Source organism: Longilinea arvoryzae, from assembly GCF_001050235.1.
GTDB classification, from domain to species: domain Bacteria; phylum Chloroflexota; class Anaerolineae; order Anaerolineales; family Anaerolineaceae; genus Longilinea; species Longilinea arvoryzae.
In genome coordinates this window covers 1900602-1913191 of record NZ_DF967972.1, presented here as the reverse complement: position 1 = coordinate 1913191, position 12590 = coordinate 1900602, and the positions used below count along the sequence as shown (strand labels likewise).

The 12590-nt window shown below is 59.1% G+C and carries 13 protein-coding genes; all 13 read right to left on the bottom strand.

What is annotated here, in order from left to right:
- Window position 1: 1 nt before the first annotated feature.
- The 13 genes from LARV_RS08520 to LARV_RS08460 are packed head-to-tail and all read right to left on the bottom strand — an operon-like array spanning window position 2 to window position 12565.
- The gene (locus tag LARV_RS08520) at window positions 2–967 is read right to left on the bottom strand and encodes a glycosyltransferase family 2 protein (RefSeq protein ID WP_075073235.1); all 966 of its coding nucleotides are present in this window, start codon (window positions 965–967) and stop codon (window positions 2–4) included.
- Between the two features lie 55 nt (window positions 968–1022).
- The gene (locus LARV_RS08515) at window positions 1023–2549 is read right to left on the bottom strand and encodes a hypothetical protein (RefSeq protein WP_075073234.1); all 1527 of its coding nucleotides are present in this window, start codon (window positions 2547–2549) and stop codon (window positions 1023–1025) included.
- Complete coding sequence (locus tag LARV_RS08510; protein WP_075073233.1) at window positions 2546–3892, bottom strand: hypothetical protein; 1347 nt, start codon at window positions 3890–3892, stop codon at window positions 2546–2548. The genes LARV_RS08515 and LARV_RS08510 overlap by 4 nt, the downstream gene beginning before the upstream one ends.
- 16 nt (window positions 3893–3908) lie before the next feature.
- Complete coding sequence (locus tag LARV_RS08505; protein ID WP_075073232.1) at window positions 3909–5036, bottom strand: glycosyltransferase family 4 protein; 1128 nt, start codon at window positions 5034–5036, stop codon at window positions 3909–3911.
- Window positions 5033–6409, bottom strand: coding sequence for a lipopolysaccharide biosynthesis protein (locus tag LARV_RS08500; RefSeq protein ID WP_075073231.1), 1377 nt, complete (start codon window positions 6407–6409; stop codon window positions 5033–5035). Before LARV_RS08500 ends, LARV_RS08505 begins: the two co-directional genes overlap by 4 nt.
- Window positions 6406–7383 (bottom strand): NAD-dependent epimerase/dehydratase family protein, encoded by a 978-nt coding sequence (locus LARV_RS08495; protein WP_075073230.1) that lies wholly within the window; start codon window positions 7381–7383, stop codon window positions 6406–6408. Before LARV_RS08495 ends, LARV_RS08500 begins: the two co-directional genes overlap by 4 nt.
- Entirely contained in the window at window positions 7383–8705 is a 1323-nt protein-coding gene (locus LARV_RS08490) for a nucleotide sugar dehydrogenase (RefSeq protein ID WP_075073229.1), read from the bottom strand. Before LARV_RS08490 ends, LARV_RS08495 begins: the two co-directional genes overlap by 1 nt.
- Before the next feature lie 51 nt (window positions 8706–8756).
- Window positions 8757–9512: a uracil-DNA glycosylase gene (locus tag LARV_RS08485; RefSeq protein ID WP_075073228.1), complete on the bottom strand. Its 756-nt coding sequence runs from the start codon at window positions 9510–9512 to the stop codon at window positions 8757–8759.
- Between the two features lie 16 nt (window positions 9513–9528).
- Window positions 9529–10044 (bottom strand): ribosomal protein S18-alanine N-acetyltransferase, encoded by a 516-nt coding sequence (gene rimI, locus LARV_RS08480; protein WP_083522438.1) that lies wholly within the window; start codon window positions 10042–10044, stop codon window positions 9529–9531.
- A complete protein-coding gene (tsaB, locus tag LARV_RS08475; protein ID WP_075073227.1) occupies window positions 10041–10709 on the bottom strand; it encodes a tRNA (adenosine(37)-N6)-threonylcarbamoyltransferase complex dimerization subunit type 1 TsaB in 669 nt (222 codons plus the stop codon). The genes rimI and tsaB overlap by 4 nt, the downstream gene beginning before the upstream one ends.
- 1 nt (window position 10710) lies before the next feature.
- A complete protein-coding gene (gene tsaE / locus LARV_RS08470) occupies window positions 10711–11205 on the bottom strand; it encodes a tRNA (adenosine(37)-N6)-threonylcarbamoyltransferase complex ATPase subunit type 1 TsaE (RefSeq protein WP_075073226.1) in 495 nt (164 codons plus the stop codon).
- Window positions 11206–11235: 30 nt separating this feature from the next.
- A complete protein-coding gene (locus LARV_RS08465) occupies window positions 11236–12375 on the bottom strand; it encodes an MGDG synthase family glycosyltransferase (RefSeq protein WP_075073225.1) in 1140 nt (379 codons plus the stop codon).
- Window positions 12353–12565, bottom strand: coding sequence for a DUF951 domain-containing protein (locus LARV_RS08460; RefSeq protein ID WP_075073224.1), 213 nt, complete (start codon window positions 12563–12565; stop codon window positions 12353–12355). The genes LARV_RS08465 and LARV_RS08460 overlap by 23 nt, the downstream gene beginning before the upstream one ends.
- Window positions 12566–12590: the final 25 nt, after the last annotated feature.

Sequence of the window (12590 nt, the reverse complement as noted above, 5' to 3'; positions counted from 1 at the left end):
GTTAATCGGCTTTTTCTTTTTCTTCGATGTTGATGGTCTTGCGGACCGTATAGGTCAGCTTGTGTTGCGATTCATGATAGGTGCGCATCAACAGTTCAGCGATCAAACCCTGCAGAATGGATTGGAACCCCATGATGACCAGCATCACACACAAGATCAAGAGCGGAGAGCGGATCATGTGCTCGCCGGCGAAAATGCGCAGACCAATCAAGAATAGCAATACGATGAAGGCTGCCAAAATCAGCGCCAGACCCAGCCCGCCAAACAGGTAAATGGGTTTGCTTGAAAAGCTGTTGAAGAATTTTACGGTGAACAAATCCAGGACAACTTTCAAGGTCCGTTCCAGGCCGTATTTGGCCTTTCCGAAACGGCGCGGGTGGTGGTGAACGGGCACTTCCACAATATCAGCCCCCACCTCCTTGGCATAAACCGGTATGAAGCGGTGCATTTCGCCGTACAGCCGGAAGCCGGTGATCACTTCGCGGCGGTAAGCCTTGAGCGTGCAGCCGTAATCATGCAGGTGAACTCCGGTGACCCGGGAGATCAGACCGTTGGCGATGTGCGACGGCAGCGTGCGGGTGATGAAGGTATCCTGGCGGTTCACGCGCCAGCCGCTCACCACATCGTAACCCTCATCGAGTTTTGCCAGCATCATCGGGATATCCGCGGGATCATTTTGCAGATCCGCGTCGATCAAAACGATAATCTTGCCCTGAGAATAATCGATGCCGGCCGAAATGGCTGTGGTTTGCCCAAAGTTGCGGCGAAATTCGACTACACGCACGTGAGTCGGGTCCTTCTCGGCCAGAAGGTCCAATTGTTTCTGGCTGCCATCCGTGCTTCCGTCGTTCACCAGAACCAGTTCCCATTCCAGATCAAGCGGAGACAAAGCGTCCGTCACTGCCTGGTGAAGCAGGACGACGCTCTCTTCTTCATTGTATACGGGAGAAATTACTGAAAGATCCACACCGTCGCTCCCACGAAAATATTCAGCTAATCTTTCAACGAGGCTGAATTTAGTATTATAACTTTTCTCGATGCCGCGTCAAGGAACGGTCGCGCCACCAGCCGCCGACCAGGATGGCTGCGCTGAGCAGAACAACCCCGGCGACCACATACCAGAAGTAAAGACCGCCAAACCAATGGGCATATCGGCCAAGATACCACAACATGAATGCGGCCATAAAAATCAGGGCAACCGCATACGTTCGCCACAGCCATGGATTGTGACGTTCGCGCGCCCACTGCCAGGCCCAACCTGCCAGCAATGCCATCCAGGGCAGAAAAAGCGTGCGGTAGCGCGGGTTATCCCACTGGTCCCCCCCACCGCGCGCCGCGGATATGAAAGTCCAGAGCATAGCGGACAGGGCCAGCCAGACGAGCACGCGCTGATCGGTCTCGGGTTGTGCCCTCCAAACGATGAATAGGCCAAAAACCAGCAGCGGCGCCAGCGCGTACCAGCCTACCGCCCACAGGATGGAAATCGCCTGGCGCAAGGGTACGGTAACATCCGCAACAGCCGCAGGAAGCACGGGCTGGGCAACCCCATAAGCAATCACAAATGGCAGGCGCAGCGCCATCGGAAGCTCTCCCAAACGCTTGTCGACCATGCCGCTGCCCACCTGAAGCAATTGGATGTCCCAGGTGCCCGAACCGCTTAACCACTCCCACGACCCAACCGCAACTACCGCCCCGGCCAGCAAGAGAATCAACCAACTCCAGCGTCGTAGCCGCACGGGTAAATTTTTCAACTGCTCCAGCGCCAGCCACACCAGGAGCACGCCCCCGGCCGCAATGGCGATGCGAGAATTGACCAATCCCATCCAGGCCAGGCAACCGGCCAGTGCACCGATGGAAACCCATTTTTTTTCTGTGAACACCACCACAGCCCAGGTAGCCAGCGCGATGGCGCCCATCAGGAACGGTTCGCGCATCTGGGATGCCCCGAGCAGGATCGACTGCGGATAAAGCGCGTAAATCCAACCGGCCACCAGGGCGGCAAAATTCCACCAGCGCTTGCGGATGGCCGTTGCCAGAAAAGGCAGCCCCAGGGTATAACCAAAGGCGCCCAGCAGCACCGTCAATAGCGGGCGCCGGGCATCCGGACTGAGCAATCGGTAGACCGCGGCGGAAATCGCCAGCAGACCGCCGTATTGGTCCTGATCCGTATAATCGCCGCTGAACGCGGCCGCCAGCGGCTGGTCGGAACGCGCCAGATCCCAGGCTGCCTGGTCGCGCGCATAAGCATCGTAGAACAGGTAGCCGTTCCGTTCGGGCTCGCTGGCGTTGCCATACTGCGGCAGGGCTGCCTGAAGCGCCGCGCCGGCCGCGATCCGCAGTCCGAAGGCCAGCAGGATCATCCAGGCCAGGCTGCGGCCGCCACCCAGGTCGCGCCAGGCAAGGGCCAGAACGGCGCAGGTGAGCGCCGAAAGAAGTCCATAAGCCAGCCAGGACATGAAGAAAGATCCGGCCGGCGCAGCGAACGCCAAAATGCCGCCGATTAATAGGCCAAAGATCGCTGAAAAGATGAGTGCCAGTTTGTCTCTCATGATTTACGTTGCTGCCGCAGATAATCTCGCAAACCGAATCCGAACCAGAGTACGCAGAATACGACCCACGATTGCAGTGGGATGAGGAAGCGCGGGTTATCCCCGTGATCGGGCAATGTCTGGGCAATGGAAGAAAGCCAGATCAGGCCGGTCAAATAATAGATGACCGGGTTCGGATGGAAGATCTGGCGAAATCGCTTCCACAATAGCGTAACCAATGAACCCAGGATGAAGGTCAGGTTGAATGCCACCAAGGCCAGGCGTTCGGCGGTGACCAGGCCCTGAAGCAACACCCGCAGACCCGGAGGAGCAATTGCGCCGGCGTCCCAGTAGACCGGAGCGCGCCAGTACAGGAACCAGCCGCTCACCACCGTTCGCAAGTACAGGCCGGGATGCTCGCGGATCAATTCGATGCTGATGCTGGCCATTTTCTGGGAAAGGTTGTAAAAGCTCAAACCGGTCACTTTTTCGAGCTCGGGGATTGCATCCCAGATCGTGTTGCCCTGGGTGCCATACCGGGCAATTCGTTCCGCCCGGTAGCGCAGGTACGTATCCCGCAAGGCGGCGTCTTCATCCGGTACGTACTCGAAGAAATACCCGGTATGCTGAACCAGATGATAGCCGTTCATCACCGTAACGCTCAAAATATGGAAATTGGTATCGATATAGCCCACCCACAGACCGGCGATGATCAATCCCGGCAGCAGGGGTGCGAAGAGGTTGCCCAGGCGAACTCGCCAGCCCTCCCGCCAGAAGGCCAGCGGAAAGAATAAGGCCATCCAGAAGGGAACGAAAAAGAACAGGGGACGGACCAGCCCGGCCAATCCGCCGAACAAACCGCCGGCCAGCGCCCAGGCCAGACGGATCCATCCCCGCCGGCGCAAGCCTTCGAATACCGCCAACACGGACAGCGCCAGCAGGAAGGTCGTCAGCGTTTCGGTAAGCAGGTTGGCTTCGAAGAACAACTGTCCCAGGTTGAGTGTGTGCGCCAGGGCGGCCGCCGCACCAAAACGAGCCTTTCCGCTGGCCTGCCAGCCCACCCAGAAGAAAACCAGCGTGATCGCCAGCCCCATTCCCAATTGGAGCAGGTACACCCAGCGGTCCGGGCCAACCCAGGCCAGAAAGATCGGATATCCCGGCGTGCGGGTACCGTCATAGCCCTGCCAGTGGTTCAAAATCGTCGCAGCCAGGTGCCGGTAGCTGGGCGTATCGTCATAGGCCACCGGCGGATAAAAAGCGAACATCAGAAACCGTTCGACGACTGCAACCGCAGCGACCGCTAACAACCAGCGCAGTCCTTCGGTGCATCGGGGAAGCAGGTGTTTTTTACGATGACCTTGCACGAGGATCCATCATCCTTCAGTCCAATAAATCGGCGATAGCCTGTTCTGCCCGATTGCGCCAGGTGTGCATGCGTGCATAATTTCGGGCCTGGTCGCCCAGGGCTTGCCGCCGCAGGGGATCGTTCAACAATCCTTGCAGCGCCTTCTCCCAGGAGTCCAGATCCTCAGCCTGGCAGAAAATGGCGTTTCGCTCGTTCAGTACCTCATGCAAAACGGGAAGATCGCTGCTCAGAATGGGGCGTCCGGTGGCCAGATAATCGAACATTTTCATCGGCGAGCAAATCTCAGCCGAATTTCCGCCGCTGCTGCCGGCGATCTGTCTTTCGTACGGCATGAGCAGGATATCGCCCGCGGCCTGATAGAGCGGAAGACGGCGCTGTTCGATGAAACCGGTCAGGGTCACATTGCCGACGCCCAACTCCGATAGACGCGCCTTCCATTCCTGCACGTCCTCCGGCCGGCCGCCCACCCACAGAAAGTGAACCTGGGGGAATGCTTTGGCCAGCCCCAGCAGCAGATCGATACCGCGCCCGGCGTAGAAATGTCCGCTGTAAACCGCGGTCGGGCCTTCCGGCAGTCCCAGCTGTTGGCGGGCAGCCGCCGGTTCCGGGAGGTGGCTGTAGTGTTCCAAATCGACTGCGTTCGGCGCCACCTGAATATTAAGGCCGTTCATGGAGGAGGCGTAATCGCGTTCGAGAAGATCGCGCAGCGCCTGGGTAATCACCATCAGGCGTTTGCGGCCCGGGGTCTTGAGCCAGCGCCGGAACAACCAGGGGCCCATCTTTCCGGTGGGGCGGTCGTGCATTTCCAGAATGACCGGGAAACCTCGCATCTGCGCCATGAGGGCGGCCTGGGGAGTCCAGGTGTAGACCATCCAGGCATTCCAGGCTCGCGCATTTTCGACCGCCTTCAGGGCAAAATCATAGCGCCGCCAAATCTTTTGCGTCCGCAGCCAGGTGATGCTGAAGGGCGTCTCGAGGCCGTAATGGCTGGCCAGTTTTGGCCATGGAGTCGTCCTTTCGCCGGGAACATACAGGCAAACTTCATATCCGAGCTGGACCAACCCATGGCAGGCTTTGACTACCTGGATGCTGTTGGCAGTGGTGGATGGCACTCGGGACGTAGCGATGGCTGCGATTCTCATATTTCGGTCTCCACACGAGGATCTAGCGCTTCGGTTTGCCGCGCAGTCTTCATTCCAAACCAGACCATGACGCCGACCGAAACTACAAAATATCCGGAGAGCAGGATTGCCTCCATTATATATCCCGCCCGGGGTAACAGCATCAATGCCAGGGCGACCTTTCCCAACATGGTCCAAAAACTGACCTTGAGTGCATAATCCGCCAGACCCTGTGCCAGTAAGAGCGGACGATTCCAGAAAAGGATATTGGCCGCGCTGTATCCGATCAAAATGACCAGCAAGACATCGAAAGCGGGCAAGAAGCTGCTCGAATAAATATGGAAGGTGTGTCCAAAGAGCGTCCAATCACTGAACAGCACCTGCCGGCCGAACAACATCAGTCCGACGGCCACAGCGCCGGTCCAAGCCGCGGCGATGAGCGTCACCCGGCGCAGCAGACTGCGCAGGCGAATCCACTGGCGGCTGGCGATGGTGCGGGTAATCTCCGGGTAGGTCGTTCCGATGAATGGGTTGATCGGCATGACCACCAGATTGATGATCGCCAGGGCGGTTTTATAATAACCGGCAACGTTGTTATCAAAGAAGAAGCCCACCCACTGCACTTCGCTATCCCGGGCAAAGACGTTGATGGTGCCCGAGAAATTTGTACTGATCGCAAACTTCGCCAGTTCACGCCAGGGTGGGAGGAGTTTACGATCCACCCGCCACCATCCTGCGCCCAACGCACGCGGCAGCCAGTACAGCGACACGAAAATCGGGCCCAGACCCATGACCACTTTTCCGGCCAGGTAAGCCAACAGAACCAGTTCCAGGCTGGCGCCGCGGGCGGCAATAACCAAAACCAGCACTGCCACCACCACGGATTGGGCCAGATTGATTAGCGCCTGGCTGCGAAAATGATTGGTTACCTGCAGTACGCCGGTAGCCGTCTCGGTGGTGATATTGGCCAGAATGGACAGACCAAAAATTACGAACAGTCGGGTGAGGGTCGCATCCTTGGCAAAAAAGGTTGCGCCCAGGGGCGCCAGCAGCAGCAAAGCCGCAAAGGCCACCAGGGATGTTCCGGCTTCGATCAGTCCGGCCATCCAGACCACCGCGCCGGCGCGATCTTTTTCGCCGCGCGCCAGGGCTTCACCCATGTATTTCACAACCACGTCGCCCATGCGAAACGAAAGCAGCCGGTTAACGTTGGAAACGAATCCGGTGATGATGCCGAGCAGGCCGAAGACCCCTACCCCCAGGAGATTGGCGGTAACGATGCTCAAAACGGCCGCAATCACATTGCTGGCGAACAGGTAGGTCGAATTGCGCACCACCCGGCGCAGCAAACGATCTTCCAGCCAGGATTGAGCGACTGCGGCCAGACGACTCATTCGGTAATTACCTGGCTGGCCCAGTTGCGTTCGGCCATGTACCAGTCGATTAAGTGACGTACCCCTTCGCGCAAACCAACCTGCGGCTGCCAGCCCAGCATTTTCTGAGCCTTGCGAACGTCGGCCAGGTTGTTCATCATATCGGCCGGATGGAAGGGATGGTGTTCGATCTGCGCCTTGCGCCCGAGCATCTCCTCGATCATGCTGATGAGATCGTTGATCGAGATCGATTCATGTCCGCCCAGGTTCATCACCTCATAACCCAACGGTTTCAGGCCCAGGATCGTCCCGCGGGCGATATCGTCGATATAAGTGAAACCGCGCGATTGCGTGCCGTCGCCGTTGACGTGCAGGGTGCGGCCTTCGGCCACGCGCTGCACAAAACGGAACATGGCCAGATCCGGCCGCCCGGCCGGGCCGTATACGGTGAAATAGCGGAAGATGGTCACATCGATGCCGTACAAATGATGGTAGGCATGGCACATCACCTCGGCGCCCTTCTTGGTGGCAGCATAGGCCTGCAGTGGCTGGCTGCTGTCGGCGTCTTCGGGCGTCGGATAAGGTGGATTGGCGCCATAGATGGATGAGGTGGACGCCAGAATGAATTTGGCGATGCCATTCCGCCGCGCCAGTTCCAGCAAATTGAGCGTGCCGGTGGTATTGGATTCCAAAAACACCCACGGATTTTCCAGGCTGGCGCGCACGCCGGCGCGCGCCGCCAGATTGATGATGCCGGCAATGCCCGGATTTTCCGCAGCCAGGCGGTCGAGCGCGGCCCGGTCGCCCAGGTCATTTTCGTAAAAATGGAATCCCTGGATGGGTTTCAAACGATTCAGGCGCCAGGTTTTCAGGCGAACATCATACGCATCGTTGAGGTTGTCGATGGCCACCACGCTGTGCCCACCCGCCAGCAGCATTTCACTGACGCGGGCTCCGATGAAGCCAGCCGCTCCGGTGACGAGATAAGTTGCCATTATAACCTGACCACTTTCGGGCTGTGTTTGCCCATTGCACCCAACGCGTTGCGCGTGTCCACCACCAACCGGGCCGCGTCCAAAATCTCAGGATAGTTGTAGCATTTGTGGTTGGTGACAATAACGACGCAATCCGCGGCGCGCACGGCCGTCATCAAATCGGCAACCGAATGGCGGTCGCCGCCGTCCTGGCGGATGACCGGAATATACGGATCGTGATATTCGACCCGGGCGCCCTTCTGTTCGAGCAGCCCGATTACATCCAGCGCCGGAGATTCGCGCAGATCGTCGATGTCCGGTTTATAGGCCACGCCCAACACCAGCACCCGGCTGCCCTTGAGCGACTTTTCGACGTTGTTGAGCGCGTCCTGCACCTTACCCATGGCAAAACGCGGCATGTTGGTGTTGATCTCCGAAGCCAGGTCGATGAAGCGCGCGTTGTAATTGACGGATTTCAGCTTCCAGGAGAGATACAGCGGATCGATGGGTATGCAGTGCCCGCCCAGGCCGGGCCCGGGGGTGAACTTCATAAAGCCGAAGGGTTTGGTTGCGGCCGCGTCGATGACTTCCCAGACATCCACGCCCAGCCGATCGCACATGATGGCCAGTTCGTTGACCAGGCCGATGTTGATCATGCGGAAGGTATTTTCGAGCAGCTTGGTCATTTCGGCGACTTCCGTCGAAGAAACCGGCACGACCTTCTCCAGCGCCTGGCTGTACCAGGCTGCTGCCACCTCGGAACAGGCCGGCGTAATGCCGCCGACCACTTTGGGCGTGTTCTTGGTGGTCCAATCCGTGCGGCCGGGATCGACGCGTTCCGGTGAAAAGGCCACGAAGATATCCTCGCCGATTTTCAGACCGCTGGCTTCGCTGAGCTTGGGCAGAACCAGTTCGCGCGTCGTGCCGGGGTAAGTGCTGCTTTCCAGGACCACAACCATGCCGGGATGAACATACGGGGCCACTTCCGCGGTCGCCGAGATGATGAAGGATAGATCCGGATCGCCGGTCTTGCGCAGCGGGGTGGGCACGCAGATCGAGACCGCGTCCACCTGGGCCAGAACCGAATAATCCGTTGTCCCCTTCAATTTGCCGGCTTTGACCAGGCGGGCGACCTGTTCGCTGGGAACGTCCAGTATATAGCTCTCGCCGTGGTTGAGCTTATCCATTTTTGCGGCGATGGGATCGATTCCGATAACCTCATAGCCGGTCTCGGCAAAAACAGTCGCCAGCGGCAAACCGACATAACCCATTCCCAGAACGGCGACTTTGGCGCTCCGGTTCTGTAATTTAGTAATCAATTTTTCCCGAATATCGGAGGACATAGGATGAATACTCCTTCTACGTAAATCGCAGGGTTGGCTGCGGGTGAATGACTAAAATAATGACAACTGCACGGGCCCGGAATCGTCCGGATCGTCAGCAGGCGGCGCCGGAGGTTCCACAGCCTGATCCGGGAGGATATCGAGTAGCGAGTGCTGTTCGGTATGCGGCTGCGCGGGCGCCGGTTGCGTGGTCGATTCCGCAGGATCCACTGCCGCGGACGCGGAGATGACGTGTCCCGCCTGCGTCTTTTGGGCCAGTTTAATGAATTCGGGCAGGTGCGAAAAATCTTCCAGCACCGTCTCCTGCAAAGAAGGCTGGTGCAAAGCTGCCGCCGGATGATACATGGCCACCACCAGCCGGCCGTTTACCCAGGTCGCCTTGCCGTGCGCGCTGCTGATTTTGGCATAAGGCAGGAAGTGCGCCATCGAGAATCGCCCCAACGTGACGATGACTCTGGGATTGAGAGCTTCGATCTGGCGTTCGAGATACCCGCGGCAGGCGCTCAGTTCTTCGGGCTCCGGATCGTGGTTGCCTGGCGGACGGCATTTGACCACGTTGGTGATGAACACCTTTTCACGCGACACGCCCGCGCGCGCCAGCAGTTCGTCCAGGAACTTGCCGGCCTGCCCGACGAACGGCCGGCCCAGTTCATTTTCGTAGAAACCCGGGCCTTCGCCGATGAACATCAATTCGACGCTGGAGGGTCCTTCTCCGGGAACCGCTTTCTTCCGCGAGAAATGCAGGTTGCACTTCTCGCAAACCGTGACCTGCTCGGCGATTTCTTTCAGTACCTCAGCAGAATCCATACGCCCGACCTCCGACTTACGGGATCGTCTCACCGGCGTTCAGCAGGGCGGTCAGCGCCTGCGGATCGAGTGGCCTGAGACTCATCAAAATGGCATCTTCGCCATTATCGACATAATACCGTGGGCGAACGCCGTCCACCAGAAAACCGAAACGCTCGTAGAGCGCCTGCGCGCCGGAATTGGTCTTGCGAACTTCCAGGTAGGAAAGCTTAGCGCCCTCTTTTTGCGCCTCCAGCAGAGCGTTGGCCAGCAGGCGCTGCCCGATGCCGCGCCGGCGGTAGTCGGGATGCACGGCCAGGGTGGCCACATGGGCTTCGTCCAGGATCAACCACACCACGATCATCCCAACGATGCGCGCGGGCGTCGCGCTGGTATCTTCCATGACCCAGGGACGGGAATGCTCGTTTTCCTCGACTTCATACCGGTAAGAACGCTCGGGCCAGGGCAGGCTGAAGGATGTCACATCCAGGGCATACACCTGGGGGATGTCTACAACCTTCATCCGTCGAAGGATCAGGTTTGAGTCGGTCACGCCGGAATTTCCTCCGCCACGTGCAGATAGATGGGCGCCAGGGACACGGGATCATCCACCTTGCCGGCCTGCCAGCGCTTCCACCCCAGTTCAGCCAAAAAGCCCGGCCGGCGCAGGGAATGTGCCGGTGAAATCAGCAGGGCGGTCTTCTTCTGGCGGGCGAACACCACGCGATCGGCCGCCGTGAGTTCCCCACAAACCAGGGTGGGCTTTTCGATTTGTCCCATCAGCTCTTCTGCGTTGGTCACGGCTGCATCGCCTTTCGCAATCCACTGCCCGCGCGAAGCATGATACCAACCGGCGGCCAGCCGCCCGCGGCCAGCCTGCAGCACGCAGACCATGGGCAACTCGCGCACGGCCTGAGCCGCAGCCAGGACATCCAACGTAGGCACGCCCACCACCGGAATATGCACCGCCAGCGCCAGCCCTTTGACGACGGCCAGTCCGATGCGCAGCGCGGTGAACGAACCGGGGCCCAGAGCCACAGCGGATGCTTTCAATTCCTCGGGGCGAACCCCGCAACGATCCAATAAATCGGATATGGCCGGCGCCAGTTCGATGGTGTGGTGGCTCTGCGATTGCCAGACCACCTCGCCCAACACCTGGACGCCATCATAGAGCGCCAGCCCAACCCACTGGGTTGAAGTATCGACCGCCAGCAACATCTTATCCTCCGTACACCCGCCGGCGGAATTCGGTCACCAGCGTTTCATAATGCGCGCCGTGTGGAATGAACACCATTCCGCGTTGTTCCTCAGCCATCCAGCGCAAATCCACCCACAGGCAGGTTTGCGGCAGAGCGCTGCGGATGCGGTCCGGCCACTCGACGACCAGCGCGCCAGTTTCCAACATTTGATCCAGATCCAGATCTTCCGCTTCCAGCGCGGACTGCAGCCGGTAAGCATCGAGGTGGTAGAGCGCATGGCTATCCGGTCTGCGGTACATGTTGCACAAAACAAAGGTCGGACTGGATACCTGGTCCAGCGAACCCCAACCCTGCGCCATGCCCTGCACCAGGGTCGTTTTTCCAGCGCCCAGGTCACCGCACAGGCAAACCAGATCTCCGGGTTGCAGCAATGCCCCCAGGCGCATTCCGACCCGCCGGGTTTGATCGGGGCTGTGGCTGAAAAATTCGACTGTGGAAGAATCCAGGATTGGCATGGAAAAAATTATACTCCCAAACCCAAAGCGCTATTTCGGTATCCCGAGCTGCTCTGCCAGCAGGCAGGCAATCTGGCGGGTGGCCTTCGGGCGCGCCAGGCGCAACGACGCTGCCGCCACGCGTCCTCTGGTCTGTGGATGGTAAAGCCAATCGCTTAACGTTTCGACGATCTTTTCCGGCTCCGGGGCCCACACACCCGCGCCTTCATCCACCACATAACTGACGTTGCCCTCTTCCTGCCCCGGTAGACGGCTGTACAGAAGGATGGGCAAACCGGCGATGAACGCCTCGCTGATGGTTCCCGGGCCGGCTTTGGTGACAATCACATCGGCCGCGCGCATCAAATCCGGCATATTGCGCACGAAACCGTACAGGGTGTGCCCCACCTGCCAGGGATGAGCTTCCAGGTGATTTTGCAGGCTTTTATTGCGCCCACATACCACCGCCAGGTGAGCCGGCAGCCCGGCGGCATCGATTGCTTTGACTGCTTTTCCCAACGGCCCCATGCCGTCTCCTCCGCCGACCATCAATACGACCGGTTTATCCTGCGGCCAGCCGAGCTTTTGGCGCAACTGAACGCGATCCCCGCCAGGCGCTGTGAACCGTTCGGCCACCGGCATGCCAACCACCTGCACTTTATCGGGTCGTACGCGCATCTGGATGGCGCGCTGTTTGGCTAGTTCGGTGGGCACGATCACCAGATCGGCCCGCGGGTTGAACCAGGCTGCGTGCGTCGAAACCATATCCGTGACCACCGTGACGAACGGCCTGCGCTGCTGTCCCATGGCCCAAACAATGGGGATGTTGGGCAATTGGTGAACCGAGACGACCAGGTCACACGGGTGCTCGCGCAGCAGGCGCTGCAGGGAATGGCCTACATACGGCCAGAGTACATAATACATGTTGCGGACGCGCCGCCGGCCGTCGATGATGCGGTATCCCATCTGCCACATGCGCGGCGCGCGCGTCAACGTTGGATAAATATCCGGCACATAATTCAGCGGCCGGGGCGCATACTGACGGAAGATATCCACCATTTCGGTGGTTACCTGCCCGGGGAATTCAAGATTGAGGGCTTCGATGATGGCTTCAGCAGCGCTGCGGTGGCCGCCGCCCGTATCAGAGAACAGAAACAGGATATGCGGTTTATGAGCCGGTGGTTGAGTCATCCGTTTCCTTTGGCAAGATTTTTTTCAGACGGCGCGCCAATTCGCGCCGCGAAAGCAGCACCCGGCGTTTGCACTGGCAGCATTCCAGGCCAATATCAGCCCCCAGACGGACTACCTTCCAGTCGAAACTACCACATGGATGCGCTTTGCGCAGCCGAACGACATCATTTAAAGCCAGTTCGGGCAGCACGCCAGGATTATACCACCCATGTTAT